The 20,529-nt window shown below is 73.4% G+C and carries 15 protein-coding genes and 1 tRNA gene; 2 read left to right on the forward strand and 14 right to left on the reverse strand.

From position 1 onward, the window contains the following. The 9 genes from CRM73_RS12830 to argS all read right to left on the reverse strand — a co-directional run. Positions 1-898: L-threonylcarbamoyladenylate synthase (locus CRM73_RS12830; RefSeq protein ID WP_229587974.1), on the reverse strand; the 898-nt coding region annotated here is incomplete at its 3' end. Further along, on the reverse strand, positions 886-1,785 hold the full coding sequence (gene prmC / locus CRM73_RS12835; protein ID WP_109222119.1) for a peptide chain release factor N(5)-glutamine methyltransferase: 900 nt from the start codon (positions 1,783-1,785) through the stop codon (positions 886-888). The genes CRM73_RS12830 and prmC, both read right to left, overlap by 13 nt. A 14-nt stretch (positions 1,786-1,799) precedes the next feature. Next, the gene (gene prfA, locus CRM73_RS12840; protein ID WP_095651910.1) at positions 1,800-2,882 is read right to left on the reverse strand and encodes a peptide chain release factor 1; all 1,083 of its coding nucleotides are present in this window, start codon (positions 2,880-2,882) and stop codon (positions 1,800-1,802) included. A gap of 108 nt (positions 2,883-2,990) precedes the next feature. Next, positions 2,991-5,201, reverse strand: a complete 2,211-nt coding sequence (gene rho / locus CRM73_RS12845) for a transcription termination factor Rho (protein ID WP_229587976.1) — start codon at positions 5,199-5,201, stop codon at positions 2,991-2,993. Positions 5,202-5,526: 325 nt separating this feature from the next. Beyond that, positions 5,527-6,477, reverse strand: coding sequence for a homoserine kinase (gene thrB, locus CRM73_RS12850; RefSeq protein WP_229587978.1), 951 nt, complete (start codon positions 6,475-6,477; stop codon positions 5,527-5,529). Positions 6,478-6,483: 6 nt separating this feature from the next. Next, on the reverse strand, positions 6,484-7,593 hold the full coding sequence (gene thrC, locus CRM73_RS12855; RefSeq protein WP_017834411.1) for a threonine synthase: 1,110 nt from the start codon (positions 7,591-7,593) through the stop codon (positions 6,484-6,486). Between the two features lie 123 nt (positions 7,594-7,716). Further along, on the reverse strand, positions 7,717-9,039 hold the full coding sequence (locus CRM73_RS12860; protein ID WP_229587980.1) for a homoserine dehydrogenase: 1,323 nt from the start codon (positions 9,037-9,039) through the stop codon (positions 7,717-7,719). Then, complete coding sequence (gene lysA / locus CRM73_RS12865; protein WP_229587982.1) at positions 9,040-10,488, reverse strand: diaminopimelate decarboxylase; 1,449 nt, start codon at positions 10,486-10,488, stop codon at positions 9,040-9,042. It lies immediately after the preceding gene. A 4-nt stretch (positions 10,489-10,492) separates the two neighbouring features. Further along, the gene (argS, locus tag CRM73_RS12870; RefSeq protein WP_031283503.1) at positions 10,493-12,163 is read right to left on the reverse strand and encodes an arginine--tRNA ligase; all 1,671 of its coding nucleotides are present in this window, start codon (positions 12,161-12,163) and stop codon (positions 10,493-10,495) included. Between the two features lie 105 nt (positions 12,164-12,268). Between argS and CRM73_RS12875 the strand changes: the two genes are divergently transcribed. Then, positions 12,269-12,344, forward strand: a tRNA-Arg gene (locus CRM73_RS12875). Positions 12,345-12,405: 61 nt separating this feature from the next. Here CRM73_RS12875 and CRM73_RS12880 read toward each other — a convergent pair. From CRM73_RS12880 to CRM73_RS12900, 5 genes are all read right to left on the reverse strand, one after another. Then, the gene (locus CRM73_RS12880; protein ID WP_017834407.1) at positions 12,406-13,782 is read right to left on the reverse strand and encodes an APC family permease; all 1,377 of its coding nucleotides are present in this window, start codon (positions 13,780-13,782) and stop codon (positions 12,406-12,408) included. Between the two features lie 58 nt (positions 13,783-13,840). Next, positions 13,841-14,212 (reverse strand): hypothetical protein, encoded by a 372-nt coding sequence (locus CRM73_RS12885; protein WP_095650605.1) that lies wholly within the window; start codon positions 14,210-14,212, stop codon positions 13,841-13,843. A 141-nt stretch (positions 14,213-14,353) separates the two neighbouring features. Further along, a complete protein-coding gene (locus CRM73_RS12890; protein ID WP_017834405.1) occupies positions 14,354-15,181 on the reverse strand; it encodes an ABC transporter ATP-binding protein in 828 nt (275 codons plus the stop codon). Between the two features lie 3 nt (positions 15,182-15,184). Continuing rightward, positions 15,185-16,123 (reverse strand): ABC transporter permease, encoded by a 939-nt coding sequence (locus CRM73_RS12895; protein WP_229587984.1) that lies wholly within the window; start codon positions 16,121-16,123, stop codon positions 15,185-15,187. A gap of 151 nt (positions 16,124-16,274) precedes the next feature. After that, positions 16,275-17,279 (reverse strand): ABC transporter substrate-binding protein, encoded by a 1,005-nt coding sequence (locus CRM73_RS12900; RefSeq protein ID WP_017834403.1) that lies wholly within the window; start codon positions 17,277-17,279, stop codon positions 16,275-16,277. A gap of 174 nt (positions 17,280-17,453) precedes the next feature. On the opposite strand from CRM73_RS12900, the gene hrpA reads away from it, so the two are divergent. Beyond that, on the forward strand, positions 17,454-20,529 hold a 3,076-nt coding region (hrpA, locus tag CRM73_RS12905), incomplete at its 3' end, for an ATP-dependent RNA helicase HrpA (protein WP_229587987.1).

Below are 20,529 nucleotides of genomic sequence, written 5' to 3' on the forward strand. Positions count from 1 at the left end.
CCAGTCCCTGCGCCGTCGCGGCCCGCGCCGGCCCGGGCGCCGGAGGCTGCCGGTCCGCGGGTGCGGCCGCGCCCGCCGGGTCGGCGGGCTCCGCCGCGGGCGGCACGGCCTCCGGATCGGGCTCGCTCACGGCGTGCGATCCCGAGGCCGCCGGGCGGCCGGCGCCGGGCTCCGCGGGACCCGCACCCGGCGCGGGAGCGCTGTCGAGCTCCTCGTCGCCGTCCGCCGGCACCACCGAGGGCACCACCGAGCGCAGCCGGGCCAGGCTCACGGTGCCGTGGCGCACCAGCAGCGGGGTCTCCCCCGTGCAGTCCACGATCGTGGAGGGGACCGGGTCCCGGTCGGCGGGTCCGCCGACCGGCCGCGGGCCGCCGTCCAGGTAGAGCTCCACGGAGTCCCCGAGCATGTCCACCGCGGCCCCGGCCGTCGAGGCGGCCGGGTGGCCGGTGCGGTTGGCCGAGGACACGGCCAGCGGGCCGCTCTCGATGAGCAGCGCCTGGGCGAGCTCGTCGTCGGGCACCCGCAGGGCCACGGTCCCGTGGGTCTCCCCCAGGTCCCAGCCCAGCGAGGGGTGGGAGTGGAAGATCAGGGTCAGACCGCCGGGCCAGAAGGCCCGGGCCAGCGCGCGGGCGTCGTCGGAGACCTCGTCGGCCAGGCCGTCGAGCACCCCGGCGTGGGCGATGAGCACGGGCGGGGGCATGGCCCGGGACCGGCCCTTGGCGGCGAGCAGGGTCGCGACGCCCCGGGCGGAGAACGCATTGGCCCCGATCCCGTAGACGGTGTCGGTGGGCAGAACCACGCACGCGTCGGCCGCGAGGGCGCGCGCGGCGTGCTTGAGCCCGGCGGTGCGCTGGGCGATGCTGCTGCAGTCGTAGACGGTGGAGTTCACGGCGTCCATTCTCCCATTCCGGTCGTGCGGGCGCGGCCCTGGAGGGGCGTCCGGCCGGCCGTGGCCCGGTCCCGGCCCGTCAGGTCCTGGTGGCCCTCGACGTCCTCGAGGCCCGCGGCGCGGAAGGCGTGCGCCACGGCGCGGGCCTGCACCTCGGCGTGCTCCATGACGAAGAACCCCCCGGGGCGCAGCAGCCGCAGGGCCGAGGCCAGGGCCGCCCGCGGGAGCTCGAGCCCGTCCTCTCCGCCCCCGTACAGGGCGAGGTCGGGGTCGTGCTCCCGGGCCTCCGGCTCGCGCGGGACCGCGTCCGCGGGGATGTACGGCGGATTGGAGACCACCACGTCGCAACGCCCCTCGAGCTCCGGGAACGCGGTGCGCAGGTCGCCCCGGACGAGCTCCGCGCGCGTCCCGCGCAGGTTCTCGGCCGCCCAGGCGTGGGCGGTCCCGGACAGCTCCACGGCGTGCACGCGGGCCTGCGGCACCTCGTGGGCCACCGAGGCGGCGATCGCCCCGGAGCCCGTGCCCAGGTCCACCACGTGCGGGCGGTGCACGCCCGCGGCCAGCTGCTCGCGCAGCTCGTCGACCACGGCCTGCACCACGGTCTCCGTCTCGGGCCGGGGCACGAACACCCCGGGCCCGACCGCCAGCGTCAGGTAGCGGAAGTGGGCGACGCCCGTGAGGTGCTGCAGCGGGATCCGGCGGGCACGCTCGGCCACGAGCTCCGCGTACCCCGCGGGCTCGTCCCCGCCGATGATGGCTCTCGCCTCGACCTCCCCCCGGGACAGCCCGGTGAGGTGGCCGGCGAGCAGCAGCGCGTCGGTGCGCGCGGAGTCGATCCCCGCCTCGGCGAGCACCTGCTCCGCCCAGCGCACCGCCTGGCCCAGTGACCTCGTCATCCCGGGGCCCCCGCTCAGCCGTCCTGCTGGCCGATGGCCTCGAGCTGGGCCTGCTCGTCCATCTCGATGGCCGAGCGCACGACCGGCTCGAGGTCCCCCGCCATGACGTGGTCGAGGTTGTACGCCTTGTACCCGGTGCGGTGGTCGTTGATCCGGTTCTCGGGGAAGTTGTAGGTGCGGATCCGCTCCGACCGGTCCATGGTCCGGACCTGGGAGCGGCGCTGCGCGGCGTTGTCCGCGTCGATCTGCTCCTGCTGGTGGGCCAGGATGCGGGCGCGCAGCACCCGCATCGCGGCCTCGCGGTTCTGCAGCTGCGACTTCTCGTTCTGCATCGCCACCACGATGCCGGTGGGCAGGTGGGTGATGCGGACCGCGGAGTCCGTGGTGTTCACGGACTGGCCGCCGGGCCCCGAGGAGCGGTAGACGTCGATCTTCAGGTCGTTCTGGCTGATCTCGACCTCCTCGGGCTCGTCGACCTCCGGGAAGACGAGCACCGCCGCGGCGGAGGTGTGGATCCGGCCCTGCGACTCGGTGACGGGCACGCGCTGGACGCGGTGCACCCCGCCCTCGTACTTCAGCCGCGCCCACACGCCCTCGGCGGGGTCCGTGGCGTTCGACTTGATCGCCACCTGCACGTCCTTGTAGCCGCCCAGGTCGGAGTCGTTGGTCGAGATGAACTCGGTCTTCCAGCCGCGGGACTCCGCGTACTTGAGGTACATGCGCAGCAGGTCCCCGGCGAAGAGCGCGGACTCGTCGCCGCCCTCCCCCGCCTTGACCTCGAGGATCACGTTGCGCCCGTCGTCGGGGTCGCGCGGGACGAGCAGCCGGCGCAGCTTCTCGCGGGCCGCCGCGAGCTGCTCCTCGAGGGCCGGGATCTCCTCCGCGAACTCGGGCTCCTCGGCGGCGAGCTCGCGCGCCGCCCCCAGGTCCTCCTCGAGGCGGTGCACCCGGTGGTGGGCCTCGACGATGCCGTTGAGCTCGGCGTAGCGGCGCCCGAGCTTGCGCGCCCTGCCCTGCTCCGCGTGCACGGCGGGGTCGGCGAGCTGGCGCTGCAGCTCGGCGTGCTCGTCGAGCAGGGACTGGATGGGATCCGGCATGGGGCGCTCCTTCGGAGGCGGCGGAGAGGGTCGGGCGGTGGTGGGCACGACGACGCCGCCGCGGCCCCGTCCGGTCGAACCGGTCGGGGCCGCGGCGGCGGGGGCGTGCTAGCGGTCGCTCTCGGCGCGGGCCGACAGCGTGGTCTTCTGCACCTGGAGCAGGAACTCGGTGTTGGACTGGGTGTCCCGCAGCTTGTTCGTGAGCAGCTCGAGGGCCTGCTGCTGGTCGAGCCCGGAGAGGACGCGGCGCAGCTTCCACATGATCTTGATCTCGTCCGGGGAGAGGAGGTTCTCCTCGCGGCGGGTGCCCGAGGAGTTGACGTCCACGGCCGGGTAGATCCGCTTGTCCGCGAGCGAGCGGGACAGGCGCAGCTCCATGTTGCCGGTGCCCTTGAACTCCTCGAAGATGACCTCGTCCATCTTGGACCCGGTCTCCACGAGGGCGGTCGCGAGGATCGTGAGCGAGCCGCCGTTCTCGATGTTGCGGGCCGCCCCGAAGAACTTCTTCGGCGGGTACAGCGCCGCGGAGTCCACGCCGCCGGAGAGGATGCGGCCGGAGGCGGGGGCCGAGAGGTTGTAGGCACGGCCCAGGCGGGTCATGGAGTCCAGGAGGACCACCACGTCCATGCCCATCTCCACGAGCCGCTTGGCGCGCTCGATCGCGAGCTCGGCGACCGTGGTGTGGTCGTCCGCCGGGCGGTCGAAGGTCGAGGCGATGACCTCGCCCTTGACCGTGCGCTGCATGTCCGTGACCTCCTCGGGGCGCTCGTCGACGAGCACCATCATGAGGTGGACCTCGGGGTTGTTCGTGGTGATCGCGTTGGCGATCGCCTGCAGCATCAGCGTCTTGCCGGCCTTCGGCGGGGAGACGATCAGCCCGCGCTGGCCCTTGCCGATGGGGGCGACGAGGTCGACGACGCGGGGCCCGATCTTCTTGGGCTCCGTCTCGAGGCGCAGGCGCTCCTGCGGGTACAGCGGGATCAGCTTCCCGAAGTCCACGCGGTCCTTGTTCTCCTCGGTCTTCTTGCCGTTGACCGTGGTGAGCTGGACCAGCGCGTTGAACTTCTGCCGCGTGGCGTTCTGCTGCTCGCCGTCGCGGGGGGCGCGGATGGCGCCGACCACGGCGTCGCCCTTGCGCAGGTTGTGCTTCTTGACCTGGGCGAGGCTGACGTAGACGTCGTTCGGGCCGGGGAGGTAGCCGGAGGTGCGCACGAACGCGTAGTTGTCGAGCACGTCCAGGATGCCGGCGACGGGCAGCAGGACGTCGTCCTCGGTGAACTCCGTGTCGTCGACCTCGGGGCCGGTGCTGCGCCCGCGGCGGTTGCGCCGCTCGTTGCGCTCGGCGCGGTCGTTGCGGTCGCTGCGGTCCCGGTCGCGGTCGTTGCGGTTGCGGTTGCGGCGGCTGCGGCGGCTGCCGCCGTCGTCCTGGCGGTTGTCCTGACCCCGGTTGTCCTGACCGCCCTTGTCCTGCCGGTTGTCCTGGCCGCCCTTGTCCTGGCGGCTGTCCTGGCGGTTGTCCTGGCCCTTGCCGTCCTGGGACTTCCCGCCCTCGGACCGGCCGTCGCGCCGGCCGCGGCCGTCGCCCCGGTCCTGACCGCCCTTGTCCTGGCGGTTGTCCTGGCCCCGGTTGTCCTGGCCGCGGTTCTGGTTGCGGCTCCGGTCCTGCTTCGACTGGTCGTCGTCACGGCCCTCGGCCGAGGAGCGCGCCTCGTCGGTCTCCTGCCCGGAGTCCTGGCCGCCGTTGCCCTGGCCGTTGTCGTCGCGGTTGCGGTTGCGGCGGCTGCGGTTGCGGTTGCGGCCGCCCTCGCCCTCGGCGCCGGAGGAGTCCTCGGCGGGAGCGGGCTGGTCGGCCGGCTGCTGCTCGGTGGCGCCCTGCGCCGCGCTCTGCTGGGCGGCGTCCTGCTGCTCGGAGCCCTGCTGCGCGGGGACGGACACCACACCGGTGCTCGTGGCGCGGCGGGAGCGCGAGCGCCGCTGCGGCTGGCCGCCGTCGGCGCCCTGCGCGGCGGAGGAGTCCTCGCCGGTCGTGGCGGCGGCCGGGGCGGCACCCTGGTCGGCGCCGCCGTCGGCGGTCTTCTCGACCGTCTGCGCGATCTTCTGCTCGACGGCCTGGTCCCGGTCGGCGACGGCGCCGCCGCGCTGGTGGGCGGCGATCGCGTCGACCAGCAGGCTCTTGCGCATCCGGCGGGCGCCGGTGATCCCGAGCTGGGAGGCGAGCGCCTGCAGCTGGGCCAGCTTGAGCGCGGACAGTCCCGCGTTCCGGGGGTCGCTGGTGGTGGTCTCTTCCGTACCCGTGGAAAGGTCGGTGGTCTCGGTCACGAAGTGTCCTTCTCCCTCGGTGGGGGGCCCATGGATCTCAGAGTCCAGGACCGTGGATGGTTCCCGGCGGGCCGCGATCGCGGGCCGCCTGCGGCGGGGCGCACTTCAGGGCGCGGCAGCCTGGGCGAACAAGGTGTCACCCGGAGATCATGGTGCGCTCCGGTCCGTGTCGGTGCGGGCCGGAGCGCCGACGGCATCGAAGAAGCCGGTGCCGGCGGGGGATCACCGGAGGATCTGAGGCGGTGGAGCCGAGGACCCCGGGGCATCCGACCGGGGCGCTGCCCCTCATGATGCCCGCTGTCCTCGCCGCGCCGGGCGCGGTCTCCTACCCCTGGATCTGCTGCGGGTGCCTCTCCAGCTTAGCACCCTGACCGTCGACGCGCAGACGGAGGACACGCCAGGAGACGGAATCGGCCCCGGGGGCGGCGAGCTCCGCGAGGGCCCGCTCCGTCTCCTGCGCCTGGTCCCGGTCCCCGGCGAGGACCAGGACGGTCGGCCCGGCCCCGGAGATCATGGCCGGCAGCCCGCGGGCCCGCAGCGCGGCCATCAGCCGGGCGCTGGGGGGCATGGCCGAGGCCCGGTACGGCTGGTGCAGCCGGTCCTCGGTGGCGGGCAGCAGCAGCTCGGGTCGCCGCGTGAGGGCCTCGACGAGCAGGGCCGTCCGCCCGGCGTTGACCGCGGCGTCGTGGTGCGGGACGGTCGCGGGCAGCAGGGAGCGGGCGAGGCGGGTGGGGACCTCGAAGTCGGGGATCGCCACCACCGGCACGACGTCCTCGTGGACGGTCACGGGGGCGCTGCGGTAGCCGTCCGCGTCGGTCCACGAGATCACGAGCCCCCCGAGGAGGGACGGGGCCACGTTGTCCGGATGGCCCTCCATCGCGGCGGCGACCTGGAGCAGGCGCCGGTCGTCGAGGGCGCGCTCCGCGGGCAGCAGCGCGTTCGCCGCGAGCACGCCGGCCACCACGGCCGAGGCGCTCGAGCCCATCCCGCGGCCGTGCGGGATCCGGTTGGTCGCCTCGAGCCGCAGCCCCGGCAGCTCCTCGACGCCCGCGGCCCGGAAGGCGGCCCGCATGGCGCGGACCACCAGGTGCTCCGCGGACCGGGGCACGGACGCGGAGCCCTCCCCGTGCAGCTCGAACTCCAGGCCGCCGCCGGTCACGGTGACGGCGAGGTCGTCGTAGTGGCCCAGGGCCAGGCCCAGGCTGTCGTAGCCCGGGCCCACGTTGCCGGTGGAGCCGGGGACGCTCACCGCCACCCGCTGGCCGATCTCGAACATCCGGGACTACTCCAGGCCCAGCGCGGCGGCGACGGCGACCACGTCGAAGGGCACGCGCGTGGGCTCGGCCAGCGAGGGGTCCTCCCGCTCGGCGGCCTTGATCGCCCACTGCGGGTCCTTGAGACCGTGGCCGGTCACGGTGATGACCACCGTCTGCCCGGTGGGGGCCTCCCCCGCGGCGTGCTTCTGGAGCAGGCCGGCCACGCCCGCGGCGGAGCCCGGCTCGACGAACACGCCCTCCTTGGCCGAGAGCCACCGGTGGGCGGTCAGGATCTCGTCGTCCGAGACGGAGCCGATGAGCCCGCCGGACTCGTCGCGGGCGGCGATCGCCGAGTCCCAGGAGGCGGGGTTGCCGATCCGGATGGCGGTCGCGATGGTCTCGGGCTCCGTGACGGGGTGGCCGAGGACCAGCGGGGCCGCGCCCTCGGCCTGGAAGCCCCACATCACGGGCAGCTTCGTCGAGACGGCCGGCAGCTCCCCTGCCGTGGCGGAGGCGTAGGGCCGGGCGTACTCCTGGTAGCCCTTCCAGTACGCGGTGATGTTGCCGGCGTTGCCGACCGGCAGGATGTGCAGGTCCGGGGCGTCGCCGAGGGTGTCGACCACCTCGAACGCCCCGGTCTTCTGGCCCTCGATCCGGTACGGGTTCACGGAGTTGACGAGGAACACGGGGTAGGACTCGGAGAGCTTGCGGGCCACCTCGAGGCAGTTGTCGAAGTTGCCGTCCACCTGGATGATGTCCGCGCCGTGCGCCACGGCCTGCGAGAGCTTGCCCATGGCGATCCGCCCCTCCGGCACGAGCACCGCGCACGTGAGCCCGGCCTGCTTGGCGTAGGCCGCGGCGGAGGCGGAGGTGTTGCCGGTCGAGGCGCACACGACGGCCTCGGCGCCCTCCTCCTTGGCCTTCGTGATCGCCATGGTCATGCCCCGGTCCTTGAACGAGCCGGTCGGGTTCATGCCCTCGAACTTCAGCCAGACGGTGTTGCCGGTGAGCTCCGAGAGGGCGCGCGCCCGGATCAGCGGCGTACCGCCCTCCCCCATCGTGATGACCTCGGTGGAGCCGGAGACCGGCAGCCGGTCCCGGTACTCGTTGATGACGCCCTGCCAGACGTGTGCCATGTGCTGGATCTCTTCCTGTGGACTCGGTGGTGCGGGGGGTGCTCGTGCGGGGTGCTCGCGGGGGGCGTGCGGCGGCACCCCCTCCGGGTGCGGTGCCGCCCGCAGGCGGCACCGCGGGGCGGATCAGTCGGCGTGCTCCACACGGATCACGCCGGCGACCTCCTCGACGAAGGGCAGCTCGCGCAGGGCGTCCACCGTGGCCACGAGGTCCTTGTTCGCGCCCCGGTGGGTCACCAGCCGGATCTCCGAGAGCTGCGGGTCGCCGTGCGGGTGGTCCGTCTGCTGCATCGTGAAGATCGACACGCCGTGGTCGGCGAAGACCTGGGCGATCCGCGCCAGGACGCCGAGCCGGTCCTGGACCGTCAGGGTGATCGAGAAGCTCGTGCGGACGTCGTCCATCGGCGCGGCGGCGAGCTGGGCGTGGGGGTCCGCGCCCTGGGCCGGGCCGCCGAGCACGAGCCGGCGCGCGGCCGAGACGAAGTCGCCCAGCACGGCCGAGGCGGTGGCGGCGCCGCCGGCGCCCGCGCCGTAGAACATGAGGGACCCGGCGTTCGCGGCCTCGACGAACACGGCGTTGTAGGCGCCGTGCACGCCGGCCAGCGGGTGCTCCCGCGGGATCATGGTCGGGGTGACCCGCAGGTTCACCCCGCCCGGGCAGCGCTCGCACACCGCCAGGAGCTTGATGACGTAGCCGGCCTCGCGGGCGGCGGCGACGTCCGCGGCGGTGACCCCGGTGATGCCGCGGCAGTACACGTCGTCGATGGTGAAGGTCGAGTGGAAGGCCAGGGACGCGAGGATCGCGGCCTTCGCCGCGGCGTCGTGGCCCTCCACGTCGGCGGTGGGGTCCGCCTCGGCGTAGCCGAGCTCCTGCGCCTCGGCGAGCGCGTCGTCGAACTGCGCGCCGGTGGTGTCCATCTGGTCGAGGATGTAGTTCGTGGTGCCGTTCATGATGCCCAGCACGCGGTCCACCCGGTCCCCCGCGAGGGAGTCCTGCATGGGGCGCACGATGGGGATCGCCCCGGCCACGGCGGCCTCGTAGGACAGGGGCACGCCGGCGGCGTCGGCCGCGTCCTGGAGCTGGCGGCCGTGCCGGGCGATGAGGGCCTTGTTGCCCGAGATCACCGGCTTGCCGGCGTGCAGGGCCCGCAGGATGCGGCTGCGGGCCGGCTCGATGCCGCCGGTCAGCTCGATGACCACGTCCGCGGCGTCGACGAGGGCCTCGGCGTCGGTCGTGAGCAGCTCCTCGGGCAGCTCGACGGTCCGCCGGGCGGCGAGGTCGCGCACGGCGATGCCGATGAGCTCCACGGGCGCGCCCACGCGGGCGGCGAACTCGGGGCCGTGGTCGAGCAGGGTCCGGGCCACCTCGGCGCCGACGTTGCCGGCACCGAGCAGGGCGACCTTCACGGCCGAGGGCGGGCGGGTGGTCTCAGGGGTCGAGGCGGTCAATCAGGCTCCCAGGTCGCGGGCGAACAGGTCTTCTTCGGTCTCGCCCCGCACGATGAGCCGGGCCTCCGGCCGGTCGCCGGCGGCGCGCACGGCGACGACCGGCGGGCGGGCGATCCAGTTGTAGTTGCTGGACAGGGCCCAGCAGTAGGCGCCGGTGGCGGGCACGGCCAGGACGTCCCCGGGGGCGAGGTCCTCGGGCAGGTAGACGTCCCGGACCACGATGTCCCCGGACTCGCAGTGCTTGCCCACCACCCGGGAGAGCACGGGGGCCCCCTCGGCGCGGCGGTTCGCGAGCACGGCCGTGTAGTCGGCCCCGTAGAGCACGGGCCGGGCGTTGTCGCTCATCCCGCCGTCCACGGAGACGTACCGGCGCTGCGCGCCGGACTCCGCGGTGACGGTCTTCAGGGTGCCCACGGTGTAGAGGGTGCACGCGGCCGGCCCGGAGATCGCGCGGCCGGGCTCGATGGACAGGTGCGGGACCGCCATCCGCAGGGACCGGGCCGTGGTGGCCACCTGGTCCGCGAGGGCCTCGGCGATCTCGCGGGCCGGGCGGGGGGTGTCGGCCTCGGTGTAGGCGATGCCGTAGCCGCCGCCGAGGTCGAGCTCCGGGAGGGTCAGGCCGAAGCGCTCGTCGGCGGCGCCCATGAAGGCGAGCACCCGCTCCGCTGCCATCCCGAAGCCGTCGGCGTCGAAGATCTGGGAGCCGATGTGGCAGTGGATCCCGCGCAGGTCGAGCTCGGGCTCCAGGACGCACGCGGCGACGGCCTGCATCGCGGGGCTGTCCCCCCCGCCCTCGGGCGGGGCGAGGGACAGGCCGAACTTCTGGTCCTCGTGGGCGGTGGCGATGAACTCGTGCGTGGACGCGTGCACGCCGGGGGTGACCCGGATCAGGACGGGGGCGACGACGCCGAGGGTGCGCGCCAGGTGGGCCACGAGCTCGATCTCGGCGAGGGAGTCCACGACGATCCGGCCGAGGCCGTGGTCGAGGGCGCGGGTGATCTCGGCGGCGGACTTGTTGTTCCCGTGCAGGGCGATCCGGGCGGGCTCCATGCCGCCGCGCAGGGCGACGGCCAGCTCCCCGCCCGAGGCGGTGTCCACGTTGAGGCCCTCCTCGCGCAGCCAGCGCACCACCTCGGTGGTCAGGAAGGACTTGCCGGCGTAGTAGACGGAGACCTCGGCCCCGATCCGCGCGAACGCCTCGGTGAAGGCGGCGCGGAACTCGCGGGCGCGCGCCCGGAAGGTGTCCTCGGAGTAGACGTAGGAGGGAGTGCCGTAGCGCTCGGCGAGCTCCGGGACGGGGATCCCCGAGACGGCCAGCACGCCGTCCTCGCCGCGGCGGAACGCCTCGGGCCAGATGACGGGGTCGAGGGCGTCGAGGTCCTCGGGGACGCTGAGCCAGGCCGGTGCCAGCGGGGAGCCCCCGGTGCGGGTGGTCGGGTCGGCGGTCATGCGATCACATCCTCTCCGGCGCGGACACGCCGAGCACGCCCAGGCCGTTGGCCAGGACCTGGCGTGCGGCGTCGTTGAGCCACAGGCGGGTGCGGTGCAGGTCGGTGACCTCGTCCTCGCCCTGCGGCGCCACGCGGCACGCGTCGTACCAGCGGTGGTAGGTCCCGGCGAGCACCTCGAGGTGGCGCGCCACGCGGTGCGGCTCGCGGAACTCGGCGGCCTGGGCGAGCACCGACGGGTACTGGCCGAGGGCGGCCAGCAGCTCCCCCTCCATCGGGTGGTCGAGCAGCGAGGCGTCGAACACGGCCTCCCCCCGCTCGTCCGTGCGGGCGACCCCCGCCGCCTCGGCGTTGCGCCCCACCGCGCACGTGCGGGCGTGGGCGTACTGGACGTAGAACACCGGGTTCTCGTTGGAGCGCCGGGTCAGCAGGCCCAGGTCGATGTCGATGTTGGAGTCCACGGAGAAACGGGTCAGCGAGTACCGGGCGGCGTCGACGCCGACGGCCTCCACGAGGTCCTCCATGGTCACCACGTTGCCGGCGCGCTTGGACATCCGCACGGGCACCCCGTCCTTGACGAGGTTGACCATCTGGCCGATGAGGACCTCGACCCGGTCCGGGGCGTCGCCCAGGGCGGCGGCGGCGGCCTTGAGCCGGGCCACGTAGCCGTGGTGGTCGGCGCCGAGCATGTAGATGCACAGGTCCGCGCCGCGGTCCCGCTTGTCCTTGAAGTAGGCGATGTCCCCGGCGATGTAGGCGGCCTGGCCGTCGGACTTGATGACCACCCGGTCCTTGTCGTCGCCGTAGGCGCTCGAGCGCAGCCACCAGGCGCCGTCCGCGAAGTAGAGGGCGCCGGAGGTCTTGAGCTGCTCGAGGAGCTTCTCCACGGCGCCCTGGTCGAACAGGGACTGCTCGTGGAAGTACACGTCGAAGTCCACGCCGAAGTCGTGCAGCGAGGACTTGATCTCGGCGAACATCAGCTCGACGCCCGCGGCGCGGAACGCCTCCTGGGGGTCCCCGGAGTCGAGGACGCCGGGGTTCTCGGCGACGATGCGCGCGGCGATGTCGGTGATGTACTCCCCGCCGTAGCCGTCCTCGGGGGCGGGCTCGCCCTGGGCGCGGGCCAGCAGGGAGCGGGCGAAGCGGTCGATCTGCGCGCCGGCGTCGTTGAAGTAGTACTCGCGCACCACGTCCGCGCCCTGCGCCTCGAGCACGCGGGCGAGGGAGTCGCCGACCGCGGCCCAGCGGGTGCCGCCCAGGTGGACGGGGCCGGTGGGGTTCGCGGAGACGAACTCCAGGTTGACGGACGTCCCGGCCAGCGACCGCGCCCGGCCGAAGGCCTCGCCCTGCTCCACGACGGTGCGGGCGATCTCCCCGGCGGCGGCGGCGTCCAGGGTGATGTTGAGGAAGCCCGGCCCGGCGACGTCCACGGCGGCCACGCCCGCGGTGCCCTGGAGGCGGTCACGGACCACGGCGGCGACGTCGCGCGGGGCGCGCCCCACCTTCTTGGCCAGCTGCATGGCGACGTTGGTCGCCCAGTCCCCGTGCTCCCGGTTCTTCGGTCGCTCGATCCGCACCTCCGGCAGCGGAGCGCCGTCGGCGAGGGCGAGGTCGCCCCGGGCCACGGCGTCCTGCAGGCATGCGGATACGGCGAGAGAAAGTTGTTCTGGAGTCACCGGACCAGTGTAACCGGGCGCCGTGGAGCGCCCGCGCCGGGTGGTCCACGAGCACCCCGCGAAACCTGCTAGTATCGTCGAGGTTCATCGCTGCGGCGGTGAAAGGCCCGCGTAGCTCAGGGGATAGAGCGTCTGCCTCCGGAGCAGAAGGCCGTAGGTTCGAATCCTACCGCGGGCACCACTCGGGACGAAGGCCCCGGACCACTCGGTCCGGGGCCTTCGTCGTGCCCGGCCCGGGCCGGTCAGCGGCGCTCCGCGGGTCGGCCGGTGCCGGCGCCCCGGTCCCCCGCCTCCTCGGCCCGCCGGTACCGGACAGGCTGCCCGCCGCGGACCCGGGCGACGGCGTAGAGCAGCACGCCCACGGCGAGGACGATCCCACCGCGTGCCCACACCCCGGCCTCCAGCTGGGTCAGCAGGACGAGGCAGGACAGGACGGCGAGCACCGGCAGGGGCGTCCAGGCACGGAAGTGCCGGTGCTCGACCGCCTCCCGGCGCAGCACGAGGACGGCGACGTTCGTGCTGATGAAGACGATGAGCAGCAGCAGCACCACCGTCTCCGCCAGCACGGCCACCCCACCGGTGAGGGTCAGCGCCAGCGCGGCGAGGGTCGTGACGACGATGGCCACCCACGGGGTGCCGCGGCCCGGCAGGACCCGGCCCAGCACGGCGGGGAAGAGTCCCTGCACGGCCATGCCGTAGGTGAGGCGGCTGGCCATGATCATGGTCAGCAGGGCCCCGTTGGCCACCGCGACCAGGGCGAGGAGGCTGAACAGCCAGCCGGGCACCGGGACCCCGGTGGCCGTCACCACGTCCAGCAGCGGGGCGCTCGAGGACTCCAGCCGGTCGGCCGGCAGGGCCACCGACGCCGCCGTGCCGACCAGCACGTACATCGCCCCGGCCACCAGGAGGGACCCGAACAGGGCCCGGGGGTAGACCCGCGACACGTCGCGGACCTCCTCGGCCATGTTGGCCGAGGTCTCGAAGCCCACGAAGGAGTAGTACGCGAGCAGTGCGGCGCCCAGCACGCCCAGCAGCGGGTCGACGTCCTCGCCGAAGCGCACCGCGCGCCCGACGTCGCCGCCCCCGCCGCCGAGCATCACGGCGACGGCCACGACGACCAGGACCAGCCCCGAGACCTCGAGCGCCGTCATGACGACGTTGGCGCGCAGCGACTCCTTGATCCCGCGCGCGTTGAGCAGGGCGATGGCGACGAGGAACACGATGGCCCCGGCAGCCGGGGGCACGTCCACGAAGACCGCGAGATAGTCCCCGCTGAAGGCCAGGGCCAGCGCGGACGCGCTGACCACGCCGGCGGTGAGCATGCAGAAGCCCACGAGGTAGGGCACGATCGGGACGCGGAAGGCGCGGTGGGCGAAGACCGCCGCCCCGCCCGCCCGCGGGTACTTGGTGACGAGCTCGGCGTAGGACGCGGCCGTCAGCAGGGCCAGCAGCAGCGCCACGAGCATCGGCGCCCAGGTGACGCCGCCCACCTCTCCCGCGATGATGCCCACGAGGGCGTAGACCCCGGCGCCGAGGACGTCTCCGAGGATGAACAGGAACAGGAGTGGCCCGGTGATGTGCTTCTTGAGGCCCGGACCGTCAGCAGGCTGATTGAGCATGGGACGAGTCTAGGCCGACCGCCCGGCGCAGGAGGCCGGGGCCCCGGTCGTGGGCCCGTCAGTCGCGGGCGCCGGGGTCCCGGCGCCCCGGGCCGCGGAACTCGTCCGGGTCGTAGGGGCGCACGGGCCCGTCGCCGAACTGTTCGTCGAGCAGCCGGTCCTCCTGGCTGGGACCCTCCCCCGCCGAGCGGCGCCAGTTGAACCCGGCGATCGCCAGGGCCCCTCCGCCGAGCAGGGTCACGGCGCCCACCACGACGACCACCACCGCGCGCCCGCTCAGGCCCGTCCCGTCCTCCGCCGAGACGCGCGCCAGGTGGTGGATGGCCTCGGGCACGGTGAACGTGGAGAGGAACAGGGCTACCACGCCCACGGCCAGCAGCCACCCTCCGGTGCGTCGGCGGGCGTGGTGCGGGTCGGGGGTCTGGCTCACGGGGCTGCTCTCCTGGCCTTCTGGACGTGCTGCTGGGCTCTGCCGGGCGGACCGCCCGGCGACGCGCGACGGGGCGGGCCGTGCCCGGCCCGCCCCGTCCTCGTCCGCGCCGGTCGTGGACCGGCGGCCGGTGCCGTCCGGTCAGGAACCGTCCTCGGTCTTGACGCTCTCGAACAGCGTAGCGTCGTCGAACGCCTCCTGCCCCGCCCCGGGCTGCAGCCGGCGGAACTGCTCGAGCAGTCCGGGCACCGTCATCGACTGCTTCTGCGCGGCGTCGAGCTCGAAGAGGATCCGGCCCTCGTGCATCATGATGAGCCGGTTGCCCAGGCGCAGGGCCTGGTCCATGTTGTGCGTGACCATCACCGTGGTGAGGTGCTGCTCGGCCACGATGTCCGCGGTGAGCCGGGACACGAGGTCCGCGCGCTGCGGGTCGAGGGCCGCCGTGTGCTCGTCGAGGAGCAGGATGCGCGGCTCGGAGAACGTCGCCATGAGCAGGGACAGCGCCTGCCGCTGGCCGCCGGAGAGCAGGCCCACCTTGGCGCCCAGCCGGTTCTCCAGGCCCAGCTCGAGGCTGGCCAGCTTGTCGCGGAAGAGCTGGCGGCGGGCGCTCGTGAGCCCCGGGGCGAGCCCGCGGGACTTGCCCCGCTGGTACGCGATCGCCATGTTCTGCTCGACCGTCATGGTGGGCGAGGAGCCCTTCATGGGGTCCTGGAACACGCGGGACAGGTACCGGGCGCGCTTGTGCTCGGGCAGCCGGGTGACGTCGGTGTCGTCGACCCGCACCGTGCCGGTGTCCGGGATCAGGCTCCCCGAGATGGCGTTGAGGATCGTCGACTTGCCGGCGCCGTTGGAGCCGATGACGGTGAGGAAGTCGCCCTCCGCCAGGGTCAGCGAGACGCCGGCGAGGGCGCGCCGCTCGTTGACGGTCCCGGCGAAGAACGTCTTGTGGACGTTGTCGATGGTGAGCACGGCTCAGGCACCTGCCTTCGTGGTCGCGGGGGTGTCGGTGAGGTCGTCGACGAGCCGCGCCACCTCGCTCGCCAGGTGCCGCTCCCTGCGGCGCCGGAAGAACTGCAGCTGGGGCACCACGAGCGCGGCCACCACGAGGACCGCGGAGATCAGCTTCATGTCGGACGGGTTGAGGCCCGCCTGCAGGGCCACGGTGATGACCAGACGGTAGACGACCGAGCCGAGGACGACGGCGAGGGTCGCCATCACCACCGTGCGCGAGCCGAAGAGCCCCTGGCCGAGGATCACGGAGGCGAGGCCGACGACGATGAGGCCGATGCCCATGCCGATGTCGGCGAAGCCCTGGTACTGGGCCACGAGGGACCCGGCGAGGCCCACGAGTCCGTTGGACAGGCACAGGCCCAGCATCTTCTGGTGGTCCGTGTTCACGCCGAAGGAGCGGATCATCTCCGGGTTGTCGCCGGTGGCCTGCATGGCGAGGCCGGCGTCCGTGTAGAGGAACCAGTCGAGGAGGACCTTGACCACGGCCACCCCGAGCAGGAACAGGGCGATGCCGATCCACGTCCCCTGCACGCCCATCTCGGCGAGCGGGGTGAAGACCGTGTCCTCGCGCAGCAGCGACAGGTTCGCGCGCCCGTCCATGACGCGCAGGTTGATGGAGTAGAGCGCGGTCATGGTGAGGATGCCCGCGAGCAGCCCGTTGATGTGGGCCTTGGTGTGGAGCAGGCCCGTGATGAGCCCGGCGAGCGCACCGGTCAGGAAACCGGCGGCGGTGGCGAGCCAGGGGCTGCCGCCGCCGAGGATGATCATCGCCGTGGTGGCGGCGCCCGTGGTGAAGGACTGGTCGACCGTCAGGTCGGGGAAGTCGAGCACCCGGAACGTGAGGTAGACGCCCAGCGCCATGACCGCGTAGAGCAGTCCGAGTTCGATACCGGCTATCACTTCTGCTGGATCCGTTCTGGTTGGTGGGAGACGGGGGCCGTCCGCCGATCGGGCGGGCGCGTCCTCCGTCGGAGGGGTGCCGCGGGGGCGGGGGCCGGGCGGGCCGGCGTCCGGGGTCTCCGGACGCCGGCGCCGTCCCGGCCGCCCGGGACTACTCGATGACCTGGTCGGCGGAGTCCTGGAGCTCCTGGGGGACCTCCACGCCCATCCGCTCGGCGGCCTGCAGGTTGATGATCAGCTGCGTGTCCTCCTGGGACTCGACGGGCATGGAGGCGGGGTCCCCGCCCTCCTTGAGGATGCGCACGGCCATCTCGCCGGTCTGGCGGCCGAGCTGCTCGTAGTCCAGGCCCTGGGTGATGAGGGCGCCGCGCTCCACGGAGTCGCCCTCGCCGGCGATGAGCGGGATCTTCTTGGACTCGGCGGCGGAGATCACGGCCTCGAGGCCGGAGACCACCTTGTTGTCGGTGGGCACGTAGATGGCGTCGGTGTCCAGGGACTCGGCGGCCTGGGCCACCTCGGAGGTGTTGGTCACCGACTTCTCGACGACCTCCAGCCCCTCCTCCGCGGCGGCCTCCTTCGCGAGGTCCACCTGGACCTGGGAGTTGGTCTCGCCCGAGCTGTAGATGATGCCCACGGACTCCGCCGCCGGGTCGAGCTGCTTGATCAGCGCGATCTGCTCGGCGACCGGGTTCATGTCGGTGGTCCCGGTGACGTTGCCGCCGGGGCTCTCGAGGGAGTCGACCAGCCCGGCCTCGACCGGGTCGGTGACGGCCGTGAACAGCACCGGGCGGTCGGTGACCGACTGGGCCAGGCCCTGGGCGGACGGCGTCGCGATCGCCAGGACGAGGTCCGCGTCCGAGGACGCCATGTTGGAGGCGATGCTGGTGGAGGTGCCCTGGTCCCCGGAGGCGTTCTGGAGGTCGACGGTGAGGTTCTCCCCCTCCGTGTAGCCGCCCTCCTCGAGCGCGGCGAGGAAGCCCTCCCGGGCGGAGTCGAGCGAGGGGTGCTCCACGAACTGGCTGATCCCGACGGTGGCCTCCTCGGCGGCCTCGCCGCCGCCCCCGCCGCCGGCGGGCTCGGTGTCGGAGCCGCCGCAGGCCGTGAGCAGCAGGGCGGTGGAGGCGAGGGCCGCCGTCATCGGGAACAGTCGCTTCATGGTGGGTCCTTTCGGGAACGAGTGGTGTCAGCGATATTACCTTCCGTTCGGTCACAAAATGAGAGGCAGCTCACAAGTGGTGACATAACGGCTCCGACGGCGTGTCGGCGGTGCCCGATCGTCCACCGGGACCGGGCCCTCCGCGGCCCGCGTCCCCGGTAGGATCGGGAGGTCATGTCAGCATCCCTGAGCAGCCCCCGAACCATCGTCTACCCCGAGAACCTCCCGGTCTCCGCGCGCCGCGAGGACATCATGGGCGCGATCGCCGCGCACCAGGTGGTCGTGATCGCCGGCGAGACCGGGTCCGGCAAGACGACCCAGATCCCCAAGATGTGCCTCGAGCTCGGCCTGGGCGAGCGCGGCCTGATCGGCCACACCCAGCCGCGGCGGATCGCCGCGCGCTCGGTCGCGGAGCGGATCTCCTCGGAGCTCGGCGAGAAGATCGGCGGCACGGTCGGCTACCAGGTGCGCTTCACCTCCGAGGTGGGCGCGGACTCACGGGTCAAGCTGATGACGGACGGCATCCTGCTCGCCGAGATCCAGCACGACCGCCTGCTGCAGAAGTACTCGGCGATCATCATCGACGAGGCCCACGAGCGCTCCCTCAACATCGACTTCCTGCTGGGCTACCTCCGGCGGATCCTGCCCCGGCGCCCCGACCTCAAGGTGATCATCACCTCGGCCACGATCGACCCCGAGCGCTTCGCCCGGCACTTCGCGCCGGAGGAGACCGAGGGCGGCGAGCCGGGACGGGCCCCTGTCATCGAGGTCTCGGGCCGCACGTACCCGGTGGAGATCCGCTGGCGCCCGCTGGCCCAGCCGCGCTCCGGGGACGGCGGCCAGGACGCCGAGGACGCCGGCGACGGGCTGGAGGACGAGGACCGGGACCCGATCGACGCCGTGTGCGACGCCGTCGAGGAGCTCTCCGCGGAGCCGCCCGGGGACATCCTGATCTTCTTCGCCGGCGAGCGGGAGATCCGCGACGCCCAGGAGGCGCTGCAGGGCACCCTGAAACGGGTCCGGGGCCTGGCCGACGCCGAGATCCTGCCCCTGTTCGGCCGGCTGTCCATGGCGGAGCAGCACCGGGTGTTCGCGCCGTCGGGCCGCCGCCGGATCGTGCTGGCCACCAACGTGGCCGAGACGTCGCTGACCGTCCCCGGCATCAAGTACGTGATCGACCCGGGCACGGCCCGCATCTCGCGCTACTCGGCGCGGACCAAGGTGCAGCGCCTCCCGATCGAGCGGATCTCCCAGGCCTCGGCGAACCAGCGGGCGGGACGCTGCGGGCGCGTCTCGGACGGCATCTGCATCCGGCTGTACTCGGAGGAGGACTACCTCTCCCGCCCGGAGTTCACCGACCCCGAGATCCTGCGCACGTCCCTGGCGGCCGTGATCCTGCAGATGACCTCGGTGGGGGTCGTCAAGGAGCCCGGGGACATCGAGCGCTTCCCCTTCGTGGAGCCGCCGGAGTCCCGGGCCGTCAAGGACGGCGTGGCCCTGCTCCGGGAGCTGGGCGCCCTCAAGGAGCCGCGGGGCGCGTCCCCGCGGGGCGGGCGGGACGACGACGCCCGCGGCGGGCCCCTCACCCCGGTGGGCCGCCAGCTGGCGCAGCTGCCGGTGGACCCGCGGCTGGGCCGGATGATCGTGGAGGCGGACCGGCGGGGCTGCGCCCGGGAGGTCATGGTCCTCGCGGCGGCGCTGACCGTCCAGGACCCCCGCGAGCGCCCCCTGGAGAAGCGGCAGCAGGCGGACGAGCTGCACAAGCGGTTCTTCGACGAGAACTCCGACTTCACGAGCTGGCTGCTGCTGTGGCGCTACGTGCAGGAGCAGCAGGAGGAGCTCTCCTCGACGCAGTTCCGGAAGCTGTGCCGGCGGGAGCACCTGAACTTCCTGCGCATCCGGGAGTGGCAGGACCTCTACGCCCAGCTGCGCCAGATGGGCCAGCAGGTCGGCATCCGGGTCGGCAAGGGCCGCGAGGTGGACCCCTCCGGGAAGGAGCGGGAGATCCACGTCTCGCTGCTGGCGGGGCTGCTCAGCCACATCGGGCTCAAGGACGAGCGCAAGCGGGAGTACCAGGGCGCCCGCGGCTCGCGGTTCGCCGTCTTCCCGGGCTCCAACCTGTTCAAGAAGTCCCCCGACTGGGTCATGTCCGCCGAGCTCGTGGAGACCTCCCGGCTGTGGGCCCGCGTCAACGCCGCGATCGACCCGCTGTGGGCCGAGGAGCTGGCCCCGCACCTGGTCAAGCGCAGCGTCTCGGAGCCCCACTGGTCCCGCGCGCAGGGATCCGTGATGGCCTACGAGAAGGTCACCCTCTACGGCGTGCCCGTCGTGGCCCAGCGCCGGATCAACTTCTGGCGGGTGGACCCCGCCCTGGCGCGGGAGCTGTTCCTCCGCCACGCCCTCGTGGAGGGCGACTGGCAGACCCGGCACCGGTTCTGGGCGCGCAACCGCAAGCGCCTGGCCGAGGTCGAGGAGCTCGAGAACCGGCTGCGCCGCAAGGACCTGCGGATCGACGACGAGGCCCTGTTCGCGTTCTACGACGCCCGGATCCCCGAGTCCGTGGTCTCGGCACGGCACTTCGACGCGTGGTGGAAGAAGGCCCGCCAGCAGGACGAGCACCTCCTGGACCTGGACCCCGAGGACCTGATCGCCGAGGAGGCCGGCGGCTACGACGAGTCGCTCTACCCGCGCCAGTGGGTCCGGCGCACCCGGGACGGGGAGCTGGTGCTGGACCTCGCCTACGAGTTCGCCCCGGGCTCCGACCAGGCGGACGGCGTGACCGTGCGCGTGCCCGTGCTGTTCCTCAACCAGCTGGACCCCGAGCAGTTCCGGTGGCAGATCCCCGGGTTCCGCACCGAGCTCGTCACCGCGCTCATCAAGTCCCTGCCGAAGGCCGTGCGCCGCAACTTCGTGCCCGCCCCCGACGTCGCCCGCCAGGCGGTGGCGATGCTCGACGCCGACTTCGACCCCGCCGTCGACGCCCTCGAGCCGTCCCTGGAGCTGGTCCTGCGCCGGCTCAAGGGCCACGTGGTCCCGCCGGGCTCCTGGAACTGGGAGGCCGTCCCGGCCCACCTGCGGATGCGCTTCGAGGTGCGGGACCGCCGCAACCGGGTGCTGGGCGAGGGCGAGGACCTCGAGGCGCTCCGGTCGGAGCTGCACGACGAGATCCGTGCCGCCCTGGCCGAGTCCCTGGGCGCGGTGCCCGGCGCGGCCCCCGGCGCCCCGGCCGGCGGCCCCGCCCGGAACGGCC

It is taken from the genome of Kocuria sp. CCUG 69068 (assembly GCF_020833785.1).
Classification (GTDB): Bacteria; Actinomycetota; Actinomycetes; order Actinomycetales; family Micrococcaceae; genus Kocuria; species Kocuria rosea.

Bases quoted from the DNA above. Each gene is read 5' to 3' on its own strand.
- thrC (WP_017834411.1), bottom strand. From the start codon at position 7,593: ATGGCACACGTCTGGCAGGGCGTCATCAACGAGTACCGGGACCGGCTG.
- prmC (WP_109222119.1), bottom strand. From the start codon at position 1,785: ATGACGAGGTCACTGGGCCAGGCGGTGCGCTGGGCGGAGCAGGTGCTC.
- thrB (WP_229587978.1), bottom strand. From the start codon at position 6,477: ATGTTCGAGATCGGCCAGCGGGTGGCGGTGAGCGTCCCCGGCTCCACC.
- CRM73_RS12880 (WP_017834407.1), bottom strand. From the start codon at position 13,782: ATGCTCAATCAGCCTGCTGACGGTCCGGGCCTCAAGAAGCACATCACC.
- CRM73_RS12900 (WP_017834403.1), bottom strand. From the start codon at position 17,279: ATGAAGCGACTGTTCCCGATGACGGCGGCCCTCGCCTCCACCGCCCTG.
- lysA (WP_229587982.1), bottom strand. From the start codon at position 10,488: ATGACCGCCGACCCGACCACCCGCACCGGGGGCTCCCCGCTGGCACCG.
- prfA (WP_095651910.1), bottom strand. From the start codon at position 2,882: ATGCCGGATCCCATCCAGTCCCTGCTCGACGAGCACGCCGAGCTGCAG.